This is a genomic window from Rhodoferax sp. GT1R46, from assembly GCF_056521285.1.
In genome coordinates this window covers 170,723-191,805 of record NZ_JBWMBC010000008.1, presented here as the reverse complement: position 1 = coordinate 191,805, position 21,083 = coordinate 170,723, and the positions used below count along the sequence as shown (strand labels likewise).

Genomic DNA, 21,083 nt, shown 5'->3' with positions numbered 1-21,083 from the left:
TGATTAAAAGTGCTGTCAGCCCTCTTGCATTGGGCGCAGGCAGCTACTTTATTGATAGCATTTAGAGGGTCTATTCATTGAACGTCAAGCAAACCTACGAAGCTGAGCTGGCAGCCCGCGGCTATGTTGCCGACCCCGCCCAGTTGCGGGCGATTGATGCGCTGGAGCGGTGTGCCACGGAGTGGGCTGCGTTCAAGGTCAAGCGGTCCAACGCCCTGAAGAAGTTGATCAATCGCCCTGATATTCCGCGCGGCGTATACATGTATGGCGGCGTCGGGCGGGGCAAGAGCTTTTTGATGGATTGCTTCTACAACGCGGTGCCTCTCAAACGCAAGACGCGCCTGCACTTTCACGAGTTCATGCGCGAGGTGCACCGGGAACTGGCAGACTTGCAGGGCACGGTCAACCCGCTCGATGTACTAGCCAAGCGGATGTCCAAACGTTACCGTCTGATCTGCTTCGACGAGTTTCATGTGGCTGATATCACCGACGCGATGATCCTGCACCGCCTGTTGGCCGCATTGTTCGAAAATGGTGTTGGATTTGTCACAACGTCCAATTTCCGGCCCGATGACTTGTACCCGGGTGGAATGCACAGGGATCGCGTATTGCCCGCCATTGCGCTGCTTAATGCCCGGCTGGACGTGATCAACGTGGACAACGGAATAGATTACCGGCGGCGTACGCTGGAGTCGGCAAAGCTCTACCATGTGCCGATGGGGTCGGATGCAGATCTGGCCATGGAAAGCACGTTCAATGCACTGGCGGAAACCCACGACGAGGATCCGGTTCTGCATATTGAGTCCCGCGAGATACATGCCCGACGCATGGCCGGAGGGGTGGTGTGGTTTGATTTCAAAGCCCTGTGCGGTGGACCCCGTTCACAAAACGACTATCTGGAGATAGCCTCCCGGTTTCACACGGTTTTTCTGAGTGATGTGCCGCACATGCCCGTGCGACTGGCATCGGAGGCTCGCCGGTTCACCTGGCTGGTGGATGTTTTATATGACCGGCGCGTCAAGTTGATCATGTCCGCTGCAGTGCAGCCAGAAGAGCTGTATACAGAGGGTCCGATGGCGCATGAATTTCCGCGCACCGTTTCACGACTCAACGAAATGCAGTCCAAAGAGTTTTTGGCGCTTGAGAGGCGTATTGTGGACACGCGGCTCACATGAGGGCACTAGGGGTTTTCGTGGCGATACTGACCGTATGCGCCCAAGCATGGGGTCAGGAAGGGCCAGGGCAAAGCCTGGACAGTGTCGACCAAGAGCGCCAGCGCATCGAGGCCATTCGCCAGCAGCAGAACGTACTGTTCAATGAACAGGAAGCGGCCTGCCAAACGAGATTCGCCGTCACGGATTGTGTGAATTCAGTACAGGCGCGCCGCCGCGCCATGCTGGTCGAATTGAAGCGGCAGGAGACCGCTCTCAACAGCTTGCAGCGCAGTCAAAGCGGCGAAGACCAGTTGCGGCTGATCCAGGAAAAGGCTGCAGACCAGGCAAAGGCGAGGGCGCAAGCTGAACCGGACGCACTTCAGCAGCCGCAAGTCGATGCGCAGGCTGAGAGGAAAGGCGCGCTGGATGAAAAGGTCAAAAACCATTCCAAGCCACTTCCTTCGCCAGCGGCCCCGGCGGGTAGTCGCGAAAAACCGGCTGGGATGGATGCGTCCGTAGCAGAGGCCAATCGCAAGGACTATGAAGCCAAGCAGAAGGCTTCAGCAGAGCGGCGCGCAGACAAGGAAAAAAGGTTGAAGGACAACAACCTGCGCAACCAGCCGCTACCGGTACCGCGCTGAATCGCTGAATGTCTGTTGTTGGTGGCAGGCAGCGTCAGCCCAACGACTCGAGCTTGACGATCACGATAGAGAGGTTGTCTCCCGTCCCGTTTCCCCGCGAGCGTGCTTTTTCGATCAAAAATTCGTTTGCTTCGCGAGCGGACAGTGTCGCCAGAACAGAGCCAATTTCCCCTGTATTGAAATAGTGCCATACGCCGTCGCTGCAGGCCATCAATACGTCACCCGGCCGCAACTGTGGAATGAAATGCAGGTCCACAGGAGGATCGTTGTCCGTGCCCAAACACCCCATCAGGATGTTGGACTGGGGGTGGACTGCTGCCTGTTCTTCGGTGATTTCTCCACGGTTTACCAAGGCCTGAACATAGGAGTGGTCCATTGTCCGCTTTACGAAGCGGTTGCCGTGGTAATGGTAAATGCGAGAGTCGCCGGTATGTGCCCAGTGGCAGTCACCCTTGGGGTTGATCAGAAATGCAGCCAACGTGCTGTGGGGTTCTTCCTCTGAAGACACAGCCGTCAATTTAATGACGATATGGGCCTCTTGCACCAGTTGCGTCAGGGTGGCCGCTGCGTCGTCGGTCTCCGGGTCATAGCGATCGAACAGTTGCTTGGCCGTCATCATCACCTGATCTGACGCTTTTCTGCCTCCACTGCGCCCGCCCATGCCGTCGGCAACCACGGCCAGGATGCAGCCATTAATGCGCGGGTGTTTGAGCAGCGCAACCTGATCCTGCTGGTACTCGCGGTCACCTTTGTGTATTCCGGTTGAAGCGGTAAGTCGGTAACCAGTGGCCATGTTCGGATTGATTGCAGAGCAATACTTTGGGTAAAGGGGGTGGTCTGGACGTATTATCCAGTCCAGCTTATTTGTCGCAGTTTAACCGCCTACTTTTACCTATTTTTTTCGTGGACGCCAATCTTCACTCCCCCGGTCGAATGCTTATTGAGTTGCGCATGGAGCATGGCGACCTGGATGCGTTGATCGACCGCGCAGCAGACCATACACCGGTAGACGAATTGATGATGCGGCGCCTGAAGAAGAGGCGTCTTGCCTTGCGCGATGACATTGCGCGTTTGGAATTGCAATTGCAGCCTAATGAGCCAGCTTGAAACATGGGTCTGCAAGATGCCGTTGAGCGCGCTTTTGACACCGATGGCCCGCTGGCCAGTTCCGTAGCGGAATTCAGACCTCGCCCGGGCCAGACCGTGATGGCTAGAGAGGTCGCGCGGGCGATGGAGTCGGGTGGCGTGTTGGCAGTGGAGGCAGGTACCGGGGTCGGGAAGACCTTTGCTTACCTTGTTCCCGCGCTACTGAGCGGTGAGCGGGTATTACTTTCCACGGCAACGAAAGCGCTTCAGGACCAGTTGTTTGGTCGCGACATTCCACGTCTGGCAGCGGTGCTGGGTTTGCCGGTCCGGGCGGCCATGTTAAAGGGACGAAGCAGCTATTTGTGTGTGCACCGCCTGGAATCGGCCAGGCACGACGTGCAGGCCGGCATTCCGTTGGTGCAACGTGATCTGGCGCGAATAGAAGCGTGGTCAGCAGCCACGCGCTCAGGGGATCTGGCGGAATTGGTGCAACTGGACGACCGTTCACCGGTTATTCCACTCGTTACTTCCACGCGCGAGAACTGCCTGGGTGGGCAATGCCCCAAAGTACATGTCTGCCATGTGAATCTTGCCCGCAGAGAAGCGATGGATGCGGATGTGGTCGTTATTAATCACCACCTTTTTTTCGCTGATCTGAACGTTCGTGAGTCGGGGGTTGCCGAATTGTTGCCAACGGTCACGTCCGTTGTCTTTGATGAAGCTCACCAGCTCAATGAAATTGGCGTGCAGTTTCTTGGGCGCCAGCTGACTACCGGGCAATTGGACGGCTTGCGTCGGGACATTGCATTGCAGGGCCCCCAATTGGCTTTGGGATCAGCCGACTGGCGCCAGCTTCTGGATGAACTGGGTGACTCCATTACCTCGCTTCGCGATTTGTGTAGCGGCGGCGAATCGGATCGGTGGTCCTGGTTTGGGGATAGCCCGCTGGGTGTACCCCCTGCGCCGTGGGCCGACAGGTTGGCAGGTATTCATTCGCGTTTGCAGCTACTGGACATGACGTTACGTAACCTGGAGGAATCGTCTCCTGTGTTGAAGGGCTTGCGTGAACGAACGGGTGCCTTGATGTCCGCGGTTGATTTGTTTGCCTCGCCCATGCCACCGGGTTTTGTGCGCTGGCTTGAGTCGGGCAAGCACATCCGGCTGGTTCAGTCGCCGCTGGATATCGCGCAGACCATGCAAACCAGGGTCATCGGGCAAGAGCCAGCCGCTGGCAGTAGAAAGTCCTGGATTTTTACATCGGCAACGCTGGGCAGCGATGCAAGCATGTCATGGTTTCTGGAGTCCTGTGGATTAAAGGGCGCGCAGGTGCTTCATGTCGAAAGCCCATTTGACTATGCAGTTCAGGCTGCCATGTACATCCCGGCACATATGCCAAAGCCCAGTGATCCGTCGCATAGTGCCTGTGTGGCTTTGCTGGTGGCGCGCGGGGCTGAAATACTCCGGGGCCGAACGCTGGTGCTGACGACGTCATTGCGAGCCATGCGAACCATTGGGGAGGCTTTGCACATTCACTTTCCTCCATCCCAAGGCATTGAAGTGCTGGTCCAGGGGCAGGCCCCCAAGCGAGAGCTCATAGAACGTTTTTGCGGGGCAGAGGGTGGTGCAATTCCCAAGTGCATTCTCATTGCCTCATTCTCGTTTTGGGAAGGTATCGATGTTCCTGGTGACGCTTTGCAGATGGTCGTCATCGACAAGCTGCCCTTTGCTTCACCGGGAGATCCGTTGGTTGAAGCAAGGGCGCGGCAGGTAGAGTCGCTGGGGAAAAGCCCGTTTCAACACTATCACTTGCCACAGGCCGCGATTGCGCTCAGGCAGGGTGCTGGTCGACTCATCCGCAGGGAAACTGACCGAGGGGTCCTGGTTGTTTGCGACGTGCGCTTGAGTCAGATGGCCTATGGCCGTCGAATGCAGGCCGCGTTACCCGCCATGCAGGCTATTTCAAACGATAGTCAGTTTGAGGCGGCGCTGCTGGCGCTCACCAGAACTTCCACCAAGGATTCTGGGTAGACCGGGAACCCTTGGACAAAAACTCTGACTGGGGATAGTTAGTTTCCAACACTCTTTTGGCATCGTCTCGCAGCTGCTGCATGCCCAGGGCATCGTATGACTTGTACAGTATGAACAACGCTTCTTCCACCGCAGGAACGTCCCGATAGTCCGTCACCGTCTGCTGCGCCCGGTTTGCGGCGGCCAAATAGGCCCCGCGCTTGTAGTAATAGCGCGCCACATACACTTCATACTGAGCGAGCGAACCGACGATGTAGGCCATGCGTTGTCGGGCGTCCGGCGCATAACGCGAATCCGGAAAACGTGCCACCAGCTCCTTGAATGCTTCAAACGACTCTTTGGACGCTTTCTGGTCTCTCTCTGCGAGGTCTTGGCGTGTCAGATCCGAAAACAAGCCCAGATCATCATTAAAGTTGATGACGCCCCTCAGGTAAAGTGCATAGTCCAGCGCGGGGCTGGCCGGGTGCAGCTTCATGAAGCGCTCCAGTGTGGCGAGCGCCTGCGCCTGCTCGCCTGCCTTGTATTGGGCGTACGCCTTGTCCAGCTGGGCTTGCTGCGCAAGGGGCGTTCCCGCAGCGCGTGCTTCCAGTTTTTCAAGCAATGGAACGGCTTTGTCCCATTGACCAGTACTCATTTCGTCTTTCGCTTCTGCGTATAACGTGTTGGGGCTCATTCCCGCAGTTTTGTCTACGGGGGCAGTTGAGCAGCCTGTCATCAGAAATGCGCTGGTCGTCAGCAGGCATACGCAAACGACCGATAATTTGACTCGAAGCATTTGGGGAAACTTTCTTGAAACAGACCGCGGGAATTATATCGAGCACTCTGCTTGTAACAGACGCAGAAGACACCGAGGACGTATCTGCGGACGTCGAATGGCGCAATGTATCAGTCACGGCCTCACAGCACGGGGAAAGGATTGACCGTGCCTTGGCGAATGCCACCCCCGAGTTCTCGCGCAGTTACTTGCAGCAACTAATCGAAGCGGGCCTTGTGGTGGTCAATGCCTTGCCAGTGCGCAAGGCGTCGCATCGCGTAAAGGCGGGCGACACGATCACGGTGGAACTGAGGCCAACCCCTCAAAGTCAGGCTTTCAAGCCCGAGGCGATGCCACTACGAGTTGTTTTCGAGGATGAACACATCCTGGTGATCAATAAACCGGCGGGCCTGGTGGTCCATCCTGCGCCTGGCAACTGGAGTGGGACTCTGCTCAATGGCCTGTTGGCCTACGACGAGGGAAGCGCACTGGTGCCCCGAGCCGGGATCGTCCATCGACTGGACAAGGACACCAGTGGATTGATGGTGGTAGCGCGCACCCGGGCAGCGATGGACTCCTTGGTGCAGGCCATTGCGGCGCGCGAGGTTAGTCGCCAATACCTGGCGCTTGCCCACCGGCCATGGGTTGGGCAACCACGCCGAAGCGTTGAAGCTCCGATTGGCCGTGATCCGCGAAACCGTTTGCGTATGGCTGTTGTTGATCTTGAAAAATCACCGGGAAAAACGGCGAAGACTGACGTGGTCTTTTTGGGCAATTCTGAAGCTGGGTGTTTTGTTCGATGTATTTTGCACACTGGACGAACACACCAGATTCGGGTGCATATGGCTTCACTGGGACATCCCCTCGTTGCCGACGTCGTATACGGCGGCACATGCGTTCCGGGAATGTCCAGGCAGGCGTTGCATGCATGCCGCTTGGCGCTGGTGCATCCTTTCACAGGAGAATCGTTGGTTTTCGAGGCGCCGTTACCTGACGATTTCAGTGGTTTGTTGACTGCATGGGGCCTACGTTACAATGAGGGCGAGAGGCTGGAATGCCCTTAATTGCCTTGGCGCATGGCTCAAGGTAGGCTCGGTGTCTCCTTCACACCTGCAGCCATCCGAATGGGATCACATTGATTGATCACCTGATTGGTGACGTTTCCGGAATAGCCTGATTATGAATATGGCGGAAGCAAAGCGGGTCCTGGAGACCGCACTAATTTGCTCGCAGCAACCCTTATCGTTGCGCGATATGCGTGCGCTTTTCAATGAAACCCTGGGAGCAGACTCCATTAAAGAGCTGCTGGAAGCGCTGAATAACGACTGGATGGATAAAGGGGCGGAACTGGTCACTGTTTCGACAGGCTGGCGGTTTCAGAGTCGGCCGGAGATGCGCGAATATCTGGATCGGCTTCACCCTGAAAAGCCTCCGCGATACACGCGTGCGACGCTGGAAACGCTGGCAATCATTGCCTACCGCCAGCCAGTTACACGGGGTGACATGGAGGATATCCGTGGCGTCACCATTAATTCGTTGTTGATCAAGCAACTGGAAGATCGAGGGTGGGTGGAGGTTATTGGTCACAGGGAGGCTGCGGGACGACCGGCACTCTTCGCGACGACACGGCAGTTTCTGGACGATCTGGGGCTGGCTTCTCTGGATCAGCTTCCATTGCTGGAGAGTGTTGCGCACAAGGGCGATACTTTAGACGCTTTTGTCAGCGTCATGGAGGAAGCTCCCGTGACGTTGGCAACGGATAGCGCAGTGCAAGGCGATGGGGAATTACAACTGAACATGCCACTGGATGCTTTGACTCCAGACATGAATACATTAACGAATGGGTTTTCAGAATGAACGAAATCACCTCTGCGGCACCGTCTGGCGCCGGGCCGGAAACCGGCCCTGCGGATGACGCGGCCAGCGCCAATTTGACCGCGATGAATCCCGCAGCTCCTGACGCCGTGACCCAAAGCGAACTGCCGGTCGACCATGGACTTGAATCGGCAACGGTTGCACCCGGTGTTACGACTGATAACCGGTTCAGCGATGTAATCTCGGGTCAGTTTGATGCCGACGAGGAATTGGTAGAACTGGTCCCGACCAAACGTGTGCTTGCACCATTGGCTGAAACCCCAAAACTGCACAAAGTCCTCGCGCAGGCAGGTATGGGCTCGCGTTTGGAAATGGAGCAGCTGATTCTGGAGGGCCGTATTTCCGTGAACAACGAGCCTGCCCACATAGGTCAAAGAATCCAATTTGGCGACCACATCAAGGTCAATGGCAAGCCCATCCGGTTTCGTATTGATCCCCCTCCCGCACGGGTTATCGCGTACCACAAGCCGGTTGGCGAAGTGGTTACCCACGATGATCCTCAAAATCGGCCAACGGTGTTCAGGCGTCTTCCCAAGCTGCACCAGGGCAAGTGGCAGTCGGTGGGCCGACTAGATTTGAATACGGAAGGTTTATTGCTGTTTACCAGTTCAGGCGAACTGGCGAACAACCTGATGCACCCAAGATTCGGGTTGGAGCGTGAGTATGCCGTTCGCGTCTTGGGATCCCTCAATAAGGAGGAGAAGCAGATGTTGCTCGGTGGCGTCAAACTGGATGATGGAATGGCCCAGTTTGGATCTATTGAAGAGGGCGGTGGCGAGGGCTCCAATTGTTGGTACCGGGTCACCATTTCAGAGGGGCGCAACCGGGAGGTGCGACGGATGTTTGAGGCCGTCGGACATGCTGTGAGCCGCCTTATTCGTATCCGTTATGGTGCCATGGTATTGCCGCGCGGTCTGAAGCGTGGTGCATGGATGGAGCTTGATGAGGCGGACATCCGCGGTCTTGTGCAGGCTGCCGGCGGTGGCGCAGCGCAGGCGGGTGGGGCGCATGGAGAGGTAAGCCGCGGGGAAGGTTTGCCGCGCAATGCACCGAGAGACGGAAAACCGCGCCGCGGGCGCACTGGCGGCCCTCGTGCCGGGAACAATAGTCAGCGGGCAGCACCGCAAGCGCCTTTCCCTGGAGGAGTTGCCAACACAAGAGGCGGTGGACGACCGGATCAGAATCGACAGGATAAAGTCGGCGATCGAAAAGACGGATCCAGCCAGCCGGACCCGATGAAGACGGCGTTCGGATACATCGGTGCTGACAGTTTTACCCGACAGCGACAGGAGGTTGGGCAGCGACCGCGCGGCGCGCCGGGCGGGCAGCGTCGCAACGGACGCAGTCGTTAGCAGTGAATGCTAAAATAATCGGCTTTGCTTGATTTGCAGCAAATTTAATTTCACATTCAGTTCAGGAAATATTATGACAATCGAACGTACCCTATCCATCATCAAACCCGATGCAGTTGCAAAAAACGTCGTCGGCCAGATTTACGCACGTTTTGAAGCGGCAGGCCTGAAAGTTGTTGCCGCACGCATGGCTCATTTGTCACGCGGTGAAGCCGAGGCATTTTATGCCGTTCACAAGGCCCGTCCCTTTTTCAAAGACTTGGTGGATTTCATGATTTCCGGCCCGGTCATGATCCAGGCGCTCGAAGGTGAAAACGCTATCCTGAAGAATCGCGATCTGATGGGCGCAACGGACCCAAAGAAAGCGGATGCAGGAACCATCCGCGCCGACTTTGCGGACAGCATCGACGCAAATGCAGTGCATGGTTCTGATGCCGCAGAAACCGCGGCCGTCGAGATCGCGTTCTTCTTCGCCGGCATGAACGTCTACTCACGTTAATTCATGCAATGACAACCAATCTGCTCGACTACGATCTGGAGGGATTGGTTGCTTTTTGCGAACGGCTGGGGGAGAAGCGATTTCGCGCGACCCAGTTGTTCCGTTGGATTCATCAAAAAGGTGTCGCCCAGTTCGATGAGATGAGCGACCTCGCAAAGTCGTTGCGGGAAAAACTCAAGGCCTCGGCGACGGTTCAGCCACTGCGTATTGTTCAACAGCATATATCGAACGATGGAACCATCAAATGGTTGTTTGACGTTGGCGGTGGTGATGCTGTTGAGGCGGTGTTTATACCCGAGGACGATCGCGGGACGCTGTGCATATCGTCGCAGGCCGGATGTGCGGTTGGTTGTAGGTTTTGTTCGACCGGGCATCAGGGTTTTAGTCGTAACCTGACATCGGGAGAGATCGTTTCCCAACTGTGGTTTGCTGAACATTTTCTGCGTAAACACTTGCAATCGAGCGAGCGGGTCATCTCGAATGTGGTGATGATGGGAATGGGTGAGCCGTTGCAGAATTACTCTGCACTGGTGCCAGCACTGAAGGTGATGCTGGACGATCATGCCTACGGCCTGTCCCGCAGGCGTGTCACGGTTTCCACTTCGGGCGTGGTTCCCATGATGGACCGATTGGGCCAGGATTGTCCTGTTGCGTTGGCGGTATCGCTGCACGCACCAAGCGATGCGTTGAGAAGCGACCTCGTGCCCTTGAATCGCAAGTATCCGATTGCTGAGCTGATGGAAGCTTGCAAACGCTACCTCGCCCATGCACCGCGTGACTTCATCACGTTTGAATACTGCATGCTGGACGGTGTGAACGATTCACCTGAACAGGCTGCTGAACTCGTGAAAATTGTCCGTCCTGAACCTGGTGAACGAGCCTGGTGCAAGTTCAACCTCATTCCTTTTAACCCGTTTCCCGCGTCGGGCCTTGTTCGGTCACCTCAAGCCAGGGTTTTGGCGTTCTCCAAAGTTCTGAGCGATGCGGGTCTGGTGACAACGATTCGAAAGACGCGCGGTGATGACATCGATGCCGCCTGCGGGCAACTTGCTGGGGATGTGAAAGACAGAACCGACGTGAACAAGCGGATTTCCCGACAGCGGACCGTTATGCTCACGCCAGTGAAAGAATTCTCTCCACCAGCAAGCAAGGATATGGTCAATGACAAATAGAGTTCGGAGCGGCACAGTCGCGCTTGCGTCAATGGTGTGGTCGATTCTGCTTCTGACACTATTGACGGGTTGCGCCTCAAGCCCAACTGGCCTGCCTGGGCGGTCAGACATGGTGACAGAGTCTGATCAGACAGATGTGCGGCAGCGGGCCAGTAAGCGACTTGAACTTGCAGTTGCTTATTTGCAAGAAGGTAAACCAATTTTTGCCCTGGATAACATCAAACAGGCCTTGGCAACCGACCCCAGTTATATCGACGCCTACAACGTCAGGGGCCTTATCTACATGAAGCTGAACGACCCCGGCTTGGCAGAGGAGAGTTTTCGGCGGGCCTTGAGCATTGACTCTCAGGACAGCGATGCACTGAACAATTTCGGCTGGTTTTTGTGTCAGCAATCACGACACGCGGAATCGATGCAATATTTCACAAAGGTTCTTGCCAACCCTCGATATGTTGGCCGAGCTAAAACGCTGATGAACCAGGGCCTTTGTCAGCTCAAGGCTGGTCGCCCCGTCGATGCAGAACAGAGTCTGTTGAGGTCTTTCGAGCTGGATGCGGGTAACCCTGTAACGGGCTACAACCTTGCGCTGCTGCTATTCCAAAGAGGGGATTTTGTACGCTCCCAGTTCTATTTACGCCGACTGAATAACAGTGAATTGGCAAATGCAGAGTCGCTCTGGCTGGGCATTAAAGTGGAGCGGCGTCTGGGTAACCGGGATGCTGTGGCGCAATTGGGCTCACAGCTAAAAAAACGTTACTCCCAATCGGTCGAATCGTCTGCTTTGGAGCGAGGTGCATTTGATGAGTGATCCGATGACAGCAAACCAGGCGGCCACCGTAAATGAGATTCAGTCGACGACTTCATTGACTGCAGGAGCGATGCTGCGCAAGGCGAGAATGGCCGCAGGCTTGCATGTTGCGGCTCTTGCCGTTTCGATGAAGGTGCCGGTCAAAAAACTGGAGGCGCTGGAAGGTGATCGACTGGATCTCTTGCCGGACGCCGTTTTTGTTCGTGCATTGGCGTCGAGCGTGTGCCGCACGTTAAAAATTGATCCAGTTCCCATTTTGGCGAAACTGCCAAAAAACAGTGCAGTGAGCCTCAGTGTTGGCAATCGCGACATCAACGAGCCGTTCCAAAGGACCGGCGCTAATTCCGGTTTTTCGATTTCAGCCATTCTGGCCAGGCCTGTGGTTTTGGTAGTTCTGGGCTTGTTGATGGCCGCAATCGTGCTGCTTTTTCTTCCAGATATTCAGAAGATGGGACTCTCTTTTGATCTGGGTGGTACCCGGACCAAGCCAAGTTCTGCTTTATTAACTTCTGAAGTGCTCAAGAAGTCTGATGACACTGGCGGTGCTTTGATGCCTCCCACGGGTGACTCTCCCGGGCTGGCAGGCACCGTTGTGTCAATGCCGCCAAGCAGTTCAACAGGTGGGGTAACGCAGGAGAGTCTGACAACCCTCACTGCCACCGCGCCTCAAACGGCATCCAGTCAATTGCCGGAACCAGTGGTGGGCAACTCTGCCGAATGGGTAGTGTTCAAGGCGCATGGATCGACTTGGGTTCAGGTTGTTGACGCCAAGGGAACTGTTCAGCTCAGCAAGACTCTGGCAAATGGAGATGTAGTTGGCACGGGCGGATCGTTGCCGTTGATGGTCGTCATAGGGCGTGCGGATGTCACTGATGTTGAGGTCCGTGGCAAAACCTTCAGCTTGGCCGGTATTGTCAAAGACAACGTTGCGCGATTTGAGGTGAAATAGTGGATTCGAAATTACCCATTGCCCTGGCGGCCCCATTAAAACGGAATTCATTACAAGCGCGAGTCCTATGGGGAGGGCGCACTGTAACCGTCGGCGGCAGTGCGCCGGTCCGCATTCAGTCAATGACCAATACGGACACTGCTGATGCTGTAGGAACGGCGATACAAGTCAAGGAACTGGCAATTGCGGGTTCGGAGATGGTTCGAATAACCGTGAATACTCCTGAGGCAGCACAAGCCGTACCCTACATTCGCGAGCAACTTGATCGTATGGGAATCGACGTTCCGTTGATCGGAGATTTCCATTTCAACGGACATCGATTGCTCACGGACCATCCGGATTGCGCACAGGCGCTTTCAAAATACCGAATCAATCCAGGAAACGTTGGCAAGGGCGATAAACGGGATAAACAGTTTGCGCTGATGATCGAGGCAGCGATTCGATGGGATAAACCCGTCCGGATTGGTGTCAACTGGGGCAGCCTGGATCAGGAATTGCTGGCAACCCTGATGGACGAAAACAACCAAAGAGCGGCTCCATGGGACGCCAAGCCAGTGATGTACGAGGCGCTGATCACCTCCGCGATCGAGTCGGCCCAGCGCGCGGAGCAGATTGGCATGAAAGCCAGTCAAATCATCTTGTCATGTAAGGTCAGTGGTGTGCAGGACCTGATCGCGGTCTACCGTGAGTTAGGCCGGCGGTGCACCTACCCACTGCATCTGGGGCTTACTGAGGCTGGCATGGGAACCAAGGGGACTGTGGCGTCGTCTGTTGCGCTCGCTGTTCTGCTGCAGGAAGGAATCGGTGACACGATTCGTGTGTCCCTGACACCCGCTCCGGGTGAGTCTCGCAACCAAGAGGTTGTTATTGCGTCCGAAATAATTCAGGCACTTGGGTTGCGGACCTTTGTTCCCAGCGTTACAGCCTGTCCAGGTTGCGGACGCACGACAAGCACGACTTTCCAGGAACTAACTCAACAGATTGATGACTTTCTCAGAGCGAAAATGCCTGAGTGGCGTGAATCCTATCCCGGGGTAGAAAACCTCAAGGTTGCGGTGATGGGGTGCATTGTCAATGGACCTGGCGAAAGCAAGCATGCCGACATTGGGATCAGTTTGCCAGGAACCGGAGAAGCACCGGCGGCGCCAGTGTTCATTGATGGCGAGAAACGGATGACCCTGCGTGGGGAGTCTATCGCTGCCGATTTCCAGTTGGTTGTCGAGAATTACATACAGCAGCGCTTTGGCGCATCTGTCACTTCATCTAAATAGTAAGACTTCGAATGGTTGAGAAAACTGCTACACGTGGCACCGAGAAACTGGCTGCTGTGAAAGGCATGAATGATATTTTGCCGCCTGAGTCCGCTCGATGGGAAGCTTTGGAAGGCAAGGTACGTGCGTTAATGCGGCGTTATGCCTATGAGAACATCCGTACGCCGATTGTTGAACAGACCGCGTTGTTTGTGCGCAGTCTGGGCGACGCAACTGACATTGTCGAAAAGGAAATGTATTCTTTCGACGATCGCTTGAATGGCGAAGCATTGACTTTGCGACCAGAAAACACCGCTGGGGTCGTTCGTGCGGTTGTTGAGCACTCCATGCTGTACAACGGTGGGAAGCGACTCTATTACATGGGCCCGATGTTTCGCCACGAACGGCCGCAGCGAGGTCGCTACCGACAGTTTCATCAGATAGGTGCTGAGGCATTGGGTTTTTCTGGCGCCGAAGTGGATGCCGAACTCATTTTGATGGCTCATGCACTCTGGAAAGAGTTGGGGTTGACCGAGGTTGCGTTGCAGATCAACAGTTTGGGGCAACCTGCCGAGCGCGTGTTGCATCGGGCCGCATTGGTGGCGCATTTTGAACAGAATGCGAGCAGCCTGGATGACGATGCGAAGCGGAGATTGCACCTCAACCCTTTGCGTTTGCTGGACAGCAAAAATCCTCACATGCAGGACCTCATTGAGGCGGCTCCCAAGCTACTGGATTTTTTGGGTGAGGAATCTCGCGCCCACTTGCAGTTAGTGACCTCCATCCTGGACGCGAATGGCGTGGAGTATTCCATTAATCCACGACTGGTGCGGGGCATGGATTACTACAACTTGACCGTCTTCGAGTTTGTAACCACCCGGCTTGGTGCGCAGGGCACAATCTGCGCTGGTGGACGTTATGACTACCTGACAGAGCAGATCGGTGGGAAGCCTGCAGCGGCAGTGGGTTGGGCCATGGGGGTTGAGCGGGTGCTGGAGTTGATCAGTGAGCAGGCTGTAGAAACTGAGGTTTCCCCGATCGATGCCTATGCCATCGTGCCGGATGCAGGCGGGTTGCCTGCGGCGATGGTCTGCCTGCAAATGCTGCGCGCCTTGGGTGTGACGGTACAAATGCACGCTGGGTCTGCCGCCGGTCTGGCAAGCATGAAGTCCCAATTCAAACGCGCAGACAGTTCAGGAGCGCGTTTTGCACTGGTGTTTGGAGCCGATGAGCTTGCCAAAGGGCTAGTTACCGTGAAGGCCTTGCGTGAGGGTGGCGGTCCTCAGGTCACTCAACTCCTGAGCAACCCGGCCCAATGGGCCAAAAGCCTACAATCCAAGGCTTAACTGAATATCTCCATGGCAAATCACCTAGATCTCGAAGAACAAGAGCAACTCGATCAGCTCAAACATTTTTGGAAGCAGTATGGCAACTTGATCACATGGGGGTTGATTGCAGTGCTAAGTGTTTTTGCGGCATGGAATGGTTACCAGTTTTGGCAACGTACCCAGTCGGCACAGGCCGCTTCGATGTACGATGAAGTGGAAAAAGTCGTACGCGCGGGCGATGTACAAAAGGGGGAACGTGCTTTCTCTGATATGAAAGAACGTTTCTCTGGCGCCGTGTACACGCAGCAGGCTGGTCTTCTGGTTTCCAAAATGGCCTACGAATCGGGCAAAGCCGATTCCGCCAAATCGATATTGACCTGGGTCGCTGAAAAGGGTGCGGACAAAGGGTACGCCTCTGCCGCGCGGCTGAGGTTATCTGCCGTGTTGATGGACACCAAATCCTATGATGAGGCGCTCAAATTACTTTCTACGGGTGTTGCAGAAGAATATGTCGCATTGGTCGCTGACCGAACCGGGGATATATACACATTGCAAGGCAATACTACCGAAGCAAAGAAACAATACCAAAAAGCGTTTGCAGCCTTGGACGAGCGTTCTGACTACCGCCGTCTGGTCGATGTCAAGCTGAACGCACTGGGTGGCGTGATCGTGGCGGACGGGGCCCGATGATGGATTTTTCATCGTTTTTTGTGCGCCTGTTTCGCCCAGTTTTGATTGTCGGCTTCGCTGTGACGATTGCTGCATGCGCTGGTCCCGAGAAGGCTAAACCGGCCGACCTCGGGGCGAATACCGCTTTGATCGGCGTTCGCTCTGTGTGGTCCGCATCTATTGGTGCGGTAAATTTTCCGCTTGATATTCGGGTCATCGGCAATACTTTTGTGGTTGCCGGGTCCGACGGCAATATTGCTGCGATAGACGGCAGAACGGGTGGTGACCTCTGGCGCGTCGCTTTAGATACGAAGTTGTCTGCGGGGGTGGGAAGCGACGGTCGATATTCTTCGGTGGTCAGTCGCGAAAACCAGTTGATCACCCTCGACGGAGGCAGAGAGATCTGGCGCCAGAAACTCAACGCCATCACGCTCACCGCGCCATTGGTCGCTGGGGCAAGGGTTTTTGTCTTGTCGTCCGATCGGTCTGTTTCCGCGTATGAAGCTGCCACTGGCCGTAAGCTATGGAATCAGCAACGAAGCAGTGACGCATTGGTACTTGGGCAATCAGGGGTTATTTTTGCTTTGGGCGATTCATTGGTTGCGGGTTTGAGCGGTCATTTGGTAGCCATGAATCCCCTTAACGGCAATGTGCGCTGGGACGCTGCGGTCGCCAGTAGCCGTGGAACCAATGAAGTTGAGAGGCTTGTTGATCTGGTATCTGGCGTGAGCCGTATAGGCGATCAGGTCTGCATGCGCGCGTTTCAAGCAGCTGTTGGTTGCGTGGACGGTGTCAAGGGTAGCCTGGTATGGAGTAAGCCTGCATCTGGGGCTACCGGATTGGGCGGTGACGATGTGGCCTTGTTTGGTTCAGAGAGTGACGGAAAGCTGATCGCGTGGAAGCGTTTAGATGGTGAGCGTCTGTGGGTGTCGGAGCGATTGCGTTTCCGGTCTGTGACTGCGCCGTTGTTGGCCGGTAGGTCGCTTGTGGTGGGAGACGAGTCTGGCACCGTTCATTTTCTATCCCGAGAGGATGGTGCACCCCTGAATCGCGTGTCAACCGATGGATCACCGGTAGTTTCTGCACCTGTATTGGTTGGGCAAACACTGGTTGTCGTGACGCAGCGTGGTGGTATTTTTGGCTTCAGGCCTGAGTGAAAGTTTAGGCGAAAACCATGAAACCTGTTATTGCTTTGGTCGGGCGTCCCAACGTCGGCAAATCCACGCTTTTTAACCGATTGACCAAAACCCGGGATGCAATTGTGGCCGACTTTGCCGGGCTGACGCGCGACCGTCACTACGGTACGGGAAAGCTCGGCAATCTGGAATTCATTGTGATTGACACCGGTGGTTTCGAGCCGGACGCAACGACTGGCATCTACAAAGAGATGGCCAAACAGACGCGTCAGGCTGTAGCCGAGGCCGATGTAGTCATGTTTGTCCTAGATGCCCGTGCCGGCCTCTCAGCTCAGGACTACGAAATTGGCAAGTATTTGCGCAAGCTCGGAAAACCCTGTCTTCTCGTTGCAAACAAGTCAGAGGGGATGGCTGAGGGTACTCAACTCGGCGAGTTCTTTGAACTTGGTTTGGGCGAGGTGATTGCCATATCGGCGGCGCATGGTCAAGGTATCCGACCTCTGGTGGAGCTTGCCCTGGCGCCGTTAGGCCTCAAAGACAAGGATGAAGACGAGGCAGAGGCTGATCCCAGCGTTATCAAGCTGGCAGTGGCTGGTCGTCCAAACGTGGGCAAGTCGACCCTTATCAATACCTGGTTGGGCGAGGAGCGTCTGGTGGCGTTCGATATGCCGGGAACCACCCGTGACGCGATTTCCGTCCCCTTTGAACGGAATGGACAGCGTTTTGAATTGATCGATACTGCTGGCCTGAGACGCAAAGGGCAGGTATTCGAGGCTATCGAAAAATTCTCGGTTGTAAAAACCCTTCAGGCCATCGAGTCTGCCAGTGTGGTGCTTTTATTGATCGATGCTACTCAGGGCGTTACTGACCAGGATGCGCATATAGCAGGCTATATTCTGGAATCGGGGCGTGCGGTGGTTGTTGCAGTCAACAAATGGGATGCTATTGATGAGTATCAGCGGGAGCTCGTCAAGAGGTCCATTGAAACGCGACTTGGTTTCCTGAAGTTCGCTGCTTTGCATCTGATATCGGCCCAAAAGCGCCAGGGACTGGGTCCATTGTGGGATTCAATTGCGCAGGCGCACAAAGCTGCAAACTGCAAAATGTCTACCCCCGTGTTGACTCGTTTACTGCTGGAAGCAGTTCAGTTTCAAACGCCCAAGAAGTCGGGCATGTACCGACCAAAACTCCGCTACGCGCACCAGGGTGGCATGAACCCTCCGATCATCATCATTCACGGCAACTCGCTGGAGCATGTGACGGACTCGTACAAGCGTTTCCTGGAAGGGCGTTTTCGCAAGGAGTTTGATCTGGTTGGAACGCCAATGCGCATCCAGATGAAATCCGCTCAAAATCCCTATGCTGACAAGGATTAGGCCTAGTCATTTATCTCCTCGTGTTCCCCTCGCTGAGACACGGGTTGGTTGATTCGGCGCCAACTTCGGTTGCATCGTGTGGTATCGTTGATACTTATTAATTTTTTGAACACGGAGAATATCGTGAGCAACAAAGGTCAGTTACTTCAAGACCCATTTCTCAACGCTTTGCGTCGTGAACATGTTCCAGTTTCCATCTATCTGGTCAACGGCATCAAGCTGCAGGGGCAGGTTGAGTCGTTCGATCAGTACGTGGTTTTACTGCGAAATACGGTCACTCAAATGGTATACAAACATGCCATTTCAACAATAGTTCCTGGGCGGGCTGTGAATTTCACTTCCCCTGGTTCAGACGAGCCTGAGGCTGCGTGAGATTCCCTGCGGCACTGGCCATATCAACTGAAACGCCAGTTTCTCTCTCCCTCATTTGACAGCAGCGCATCAAATTACCGACGCCCCAACCATATTGGTTGGTGTTGACTTGGGTGACCGCAATTTCGACAGCGAGCTGGAGGAGTTGGGGTTGTTGGCGAAAACCGCTGGTTTGACACCGATCGCCCGGGTCACATGTAAACGTAAAGCTCCGGACGCGGCTTTGTTTGTCGGGTCGGGGAAGGCCGATGAGATCAAGCTCCTGGCAACTCAATTGGGTGCGAAGGAAGTCTTGTTCGACCAAAGCTTGAGTCCTAGCCAGCAACGCAATCTTGAGCGCCATCTTGAGCTTCCTGTAAACGACAGGACCTACCTGATTCTGGAAATATTTGCCCAGCGTGCCCGGAGCCACGAGGGGAAATTGCAGGTGGAGCTTGCCCGTCTTCAATACTTGAGCACACGACTTGTGCGTCGTTGGTCCCATTTGGAGCGCCAGAGTGGCGGCATCGGCATGCGGGGTGGCCCCGGTGAAGCGCAGATTGAGCTTGATCGTCGAATGATCGCAGACACAATCAAAAAGACCAAAGAGCGATTGACCAAGGTCAAGCGCCAAAGACAGACTCAGAGGCGCCAGCGCGAGCGTCGGGACGCTTTCAATATTTCTCTTATCGGCTATACCAATGCGGGGAAGTCAACGCTTTTTAACGCACTGGTCAAAGCGCGCGCCTATGCGGCAGATCAGTTGTTTGCGACGCTGGACACCACGACGCGACAGCTATACCTGGGTGAGGCGGGGCGCTCGGTTTCCCTGTCTGATACGGTTGGTTTTATTCGTGATCTGCCTCATGGATTGGTTGATGCGTTTCAGGCTACCTTGCAGGAAGCGGTGGATGCGGATCTGCTTTTGCATGTGATCGACGCCTCAAATCCGAACGTCGTGGAGCAAATTGCCCAGGTGCAACAGGTGCTCAAGGAAATTGGGGCTGATCAAATTCCCCAGTTACTTGTTTTCAACAAGATCGACGCCTTGGACCAGGAGCATCAGCCGCTGCGAATGGAAGACGAATTCGAGATAGATGGTATGCAAACGCCACGTATATTTGTGAGTGCAAAAAACTCGTTGGGGTTGCAGGCGTTGCGAAGCCGTTTGGCCAGCATCGCGTTGAAGTCTGCTGGAGACGTTGCGGTGGATCCCCCTGATACTGTGGGGCTGACCGATGATTGGGCACAATCGGATTTAGATAAACGAGAAACGAAGAAATGAAACTTCACAATCGCGTGATTGATTTTGGTTCGGCCAATCTGCCGCAGTGGCTAAAAGGAATGTTCAGTTTGAACGATTCCCGCTGGGGCCGTGGTGAATCCAAACAGGGTGACAATGAAAAGGCTGACGGGCCACCTCCAGAGGGCGAGCCCGCCAAACCGCCAGCAGATTCTGGTTCCCGCAACGGTCGAAATGGCTCCTCCAATTCGGGGCCACCCGATCTGGATGAGTTGTGGCGGGATGTCAATCGCAAGCTCGGCGGTTTGTTTGGCAAGTCACAGCCACCCAGGGGCAACAACGGCGGAACAGGCGGCGGATTTCAGCCCGACATGAAAAATGCCGGGATCGGTATCGGGTTGATTGCGGCGGTGCTGGTACTGATCTGGTTGGGCACCGGCTTTTTCATTGTGCAAGAAGGGCAACAGGCCGTCATCACCCAGTTTGGTAAATACAAGACAACCGTCAATGCCGGCTTCAATTGGCGTTTGCCGTATCCCATTCAGCGCCATGAATTGATTTTCGTGACCCAGATTCGTTCTGTTGATGTGGGTCGCGATACGGTCCTCAAGGCGACCGGACTGCGTGAATCAGCGATGCTGACGGAAGACGAGAATATTCTGGATATTAAGTTTGCAGTGCAATATCGCCTGAGCGATGCGCGTGCGTTTCTGTTCGAAAGCAAAAATCCAGGCGATGCAGTGGTGCAGGCGGCTGAAACCGCGGTGCGCGAAGTCGTGGGGAAAATGAAGATGGATGCCGCTCTCTCAGAAGATCGTGACCAGATCGCTCCGCGGGTCAGAGCACTGATGCAAGTAATTCTTGATCGCTACAAGGTCGGCGTTGAGGTGGTTGGCATCAACCTGCAACAAGGGGGCGTGCGGCCGCCCGAGCAGGTGCAGGCCTCGTTTGATGATGTTCTCAAAGCCGGACAGGAGCGTGAGCGCGCCAAAAACGAAGCGCAGGCCTACGCCAACGACGTGATACCGCGGGCGGTTGGTTCTGCTTCTCGCTTGAAAGAAGAGGCGGATGCGTACAAGGCCCGAGTCGTAGCGCAGGCGCAAGGTGATGCCCAGCGTTTTCGGTCCGTCTTTGCCGAGTATCAGAAAGCACCACAAGTGACGAGAGACCGGATGTATCTGGATGCCATGCAGCAAATTTACGGCAATGTGACCAAGGTCCTGGTCGATTCCCGGCAAGGTTCAAACCTTTTGTATATGCCGCTGGACAAACTCCTTCAAATGGGCGGTGACGCGGGCGCCGCAGTGGCTCCAGCAGCAGCGCCTGTTCAAGTGGCGCCGGCGAATACCGCCCCTATCAATGATGCACGCAGTCGTGAAGCGGCGCGTACGCGCGAACGTGAAACACGCTAG

21 protein-coding genes are annotated in these 21,083 nt (G+C 55.3%); 19 read left to right on the top strand and 2 right to left on the bottom strand.

The window, feature by feature from the left end:
• Window positions 1-77 precede the first annotated feature (77 nt).
• Window positions 78-1,175: a cell division protein ZapE gene (gene zapE / locus AC097W_RS17130; protein WP_479603835.1), complete on the top strand. Its 1,098-nt coding sequence runs from the start codon at window positions 78-80 to the stop codon at window positions 1,173-1,175.
• Window positions 1,176-1,192: 17 nt separating this feature from the next.
• Window positions 1,193-1,795 carry a hypothetical protein gene (locus AC097W_RS17125; RefSeq protein ID WP_479603834.1) on the top strand — a complete coding sequence of 201 codons (603 nt, stop codon included), beginning with the start codon at window positions 1,193-1,195 and terminating at the stop codon, window positions 1,793-1,795.
• Between the two features lie 34 nt (window positions 1,796-1,829).
• Here AC097W_RS17125 and AC097W_RS17120 read toward each other — a convergent pair whose 3' ends face one another.
• Complete coding sequence (locus AC097W_RS17120) at window positions 1,830-2,588, bottom strand: PP2C family protein-serine/threonine phosphatase (protein WP_479603833.1); 759 nt, start codon at window positions 2,586-2,588, stop codon at window positions 1,830-1,832.
• Window positions 2,589-2,698: 110 nt separating this feature from the next.
• On the opposite strand from AC097W_RS17120, the gene AC097W_RS17115 reads away from it, so the two are divergent.
• Window positions 2,699-2,902, top strand: a complete 204-nt coding sequence (locus AC097W_RS17115) for a YdcH family protein (RefSeq protein ID WP_479603832.1) — start codon at window positions 2,699-2,701, stop codon at window positions 2,900-2,902.
• A gap of 3 nt (window positions 2,903-2,905) precedes the next feature.
• A complete protein-coding gene (locus AC097W_RS17110; protein ID WP_479603831.1) occupies window positions 2,906-4,909 on the top strand; it encodes an ATP-dependent DNA helicase in 2,004 nt (667 codons plus the stop codon).
• On the opposite strand, the gene AC097W_RS17105 is transcribed toward AC097W_RS17110, so the two are convergent.
• Entirely contained in the window at window positions 4,878-5,684 is an 807-nt protein-coding gene (locus AC097W_RS17105; RefSeq protein ID WP_479603830.1) for an outer membrane protein assembly factor BamD, read from the bottom strand. The two genes, AC097W_RS17110 and AC097W_RS17105, sit on opposite strands and share 32 nt — an antisense overlap.
• Before the next feature lie 14 nt (window positions 5,685-5,698).
• On the opposite strand from AC097W_RS17105, the gene AC097W_RS17100 reads away from it, so the two are divergent.
• From AC097W_RS17100 to hflK, 15 genes are all read left to right on the top strand, one after another.
• Window positions 5,699-6,727, top strand: coding sequence for an RluA family pseudouridine synthase (locus AC097W_RS17100; protein ID WP_479603829.1), 1,029 nt, complete (start codon window positions 5,699-5,701; stop codon window positions 6,725-6,727).
• 115 nt (window positions 6,728-6,842) lie between these two features.
• On the top strand, window positions 6,843-7,520 hold the full coding sequence (scpB, locus tag AC097W_RS17095) for an SMC-Scp complex subunit ScpB (protein ID WP_479603828.1): 678 nt from the start codon (window positions 6,843-6,845) through the stop codon (window positions 7,518-7,520).
• Window positions 7,517-8,890 (top strand): pseudouridine synthase, encoded by a 1,374-nt coding sequence (locus tag AC097W_RS17090; protein WP_479603827.1) that lies wholly within the window; start codon window positions 7,517-7,519, stop codon window positions 8,888-8,890. The genes scpB and AC097W_RS17090 overlap by 4 nt, the downstream gene beginning before the upstream one ends.
• 73 nt (window positions 8,891-8,963) lie before the next feature.
• Window positions 8,964-9,389: a nucleoside-diphosphate kinase gene (gene ndk, locus AC097W_RS17085; RefSeq protein ID WP_479603826.1), complete on the top strand. Its 426-nt coding sequence runs from the start codon at window positions 8,964-8,966 to the stop codon at window positions 9,387-9,389.
• A gap of 8 nt (window positions 9,390-9,397) precedes the next feature.
• Complete coding sequence (gene rlmN, locus AC097W_RS17080) at window positions 9,398-10,561, top strand: dual-specificity RNA methyltransferase RlmN (protein WP_479603825.1); 1,164 nt, start codon at window positions 9,398-9,400, stop codon at window positions 10,559-10,561.
• Window positions 10,551-11,369 carry a type IV pilus biogenesis/stability protein PilW gene (gene pilW, locus AC097W_RS17075; protein WP_479603824.1) on the top strand — a complete coding sequence of 273 codons (819 nt, stop codon included), beginning with the start codon at window positions 10,551-10,553 and terminating at the stop codon, window positions 11,367-11,369. The genes rlmN and pilW overlap by 11 nt, the downstream gene beginning before the upstream one ends.
• Window positions 11,362-12,318 carry a helix-turn-helix domain-containing protein gene (locus AC097W_RS17070; protein ID WP_479603823.1) on the top strand — a complete coding sequence of 319 codons (957 nt, stop codon included), beginning with the start codon at window positions 11,362-11,364 and terminating at the stop codon, window positions 12,316-12,318. The genes pilW and AC097W_RS17070 overlap by 8 nt, the downstream gene beginning before the upstream one ends.
• Window positions 12,318-13,589: a flavodoxin-dependent (E)-4-hydroxy-3-methylbut-2-enyl-diphosphate synthase gene (ispG, locus tag AC097W_RS17065; RefSeq protein WP_479603822.1), complete on the top strand. Its 1,272-nt coding sequence runs from the start codon at window positions 12,318-12,320 to the stop codon at window positions 13,587-13,589. Before AC097W_RS17070 ends, ispG begins: the two co-directional genes overlap by 1 nt.
• Window positions 13,590-13,600: 11 nt before the next feature.
• Window positions 13,601-14,914: a histidine--tRNA ligase gene (gene hisS, locus AC097W_RS17060; protein WP_479603821.1), complete on the top strand. Its 1,314-nt coding sequence runs from the start codon at window positions 13,601-13,603 to the stop codon at window positions 14,912-14,914.
• A 12-nt stretch (window positions 14,915-14,926) separates the two neighbouring features.
• Complete coding sequence (locus tag AC097W_RS17055; protein WP_479603820.1) at window positions 14,927-15,586, top strand: YfgM family protein; 660 nt, start codon at window positions 14,927-14,929, stop codon at window positions 15,584-15,586.
• A complete protein-coding gene (bamB, locus tag AC097W_RS17050; RefSeq protein WP_479603870.1) occupies window positions 15,586-16,722 on the top strand; it encodes an outer membrane protein assembly factor BamB in 1,137 nt (378 codons plus the stop codon). Before AC097W_RS17055 ends, bamB begins: the two co-directional genes overlap by 1 nt.
• A 17-nt stretch (window positions 16,723-16,739) precedes the next feature.
• The gene (gene der / locus AC097W_RS17045) at window positions 16,740-18,077 is read left to right on the top strand and encodes a ribosome biogenesis GTPase Der (protein ID WP_479603819.1); all 1,338 of its coding nucleotides are present in this window, start codon (window positions 16,740-16,742) and stop codon (window positions 18,075-18,077) included.
• 123 nt (window positions 18,078-18,200) lie between these two features.
• Window positions 18,201-18,449, top strand: a complete 249-nt coding sequence (hfq, locus tag AC097W_RS17040; protein WP_479603818.1) for an RNA chaperone Hfq — start codon at window positions 18,201-18,203, stop codon at window positions 18,447-18,449.
• A gap of 55 nt (window positions 18,450-18,504) precedes the next feature.
• Window positions 18,505-19,713 carry a GTPase HflX gene (gene hflX / locus AC097W_RS17035; RefSeq protein ID WP_479603817.1) on the top strand — a complete coding sequence of 403 codons (1,209 nt, stop codon included), beginning with the start codon at window positions 18,505-18,507 and terminating at the stop codon, window positions 19,711-19,713.
• Window positions 19,710-21,083 carry an FtsH protease activity modulator HflK gene (gene hflK / locus AC097W_RS17030; RefSeq protein WP_479603816.1) on the top strand — a complete coding sequence of 458 codons (1,374 nt, stop codon included), beginning with the start codon at window positions 19,710-19,712 and terminating at the stop codon, window positions 21,081-21,083. The genes hflX and hflK overlap by 4 nt, the downstream gene beginning before the upstream one ends.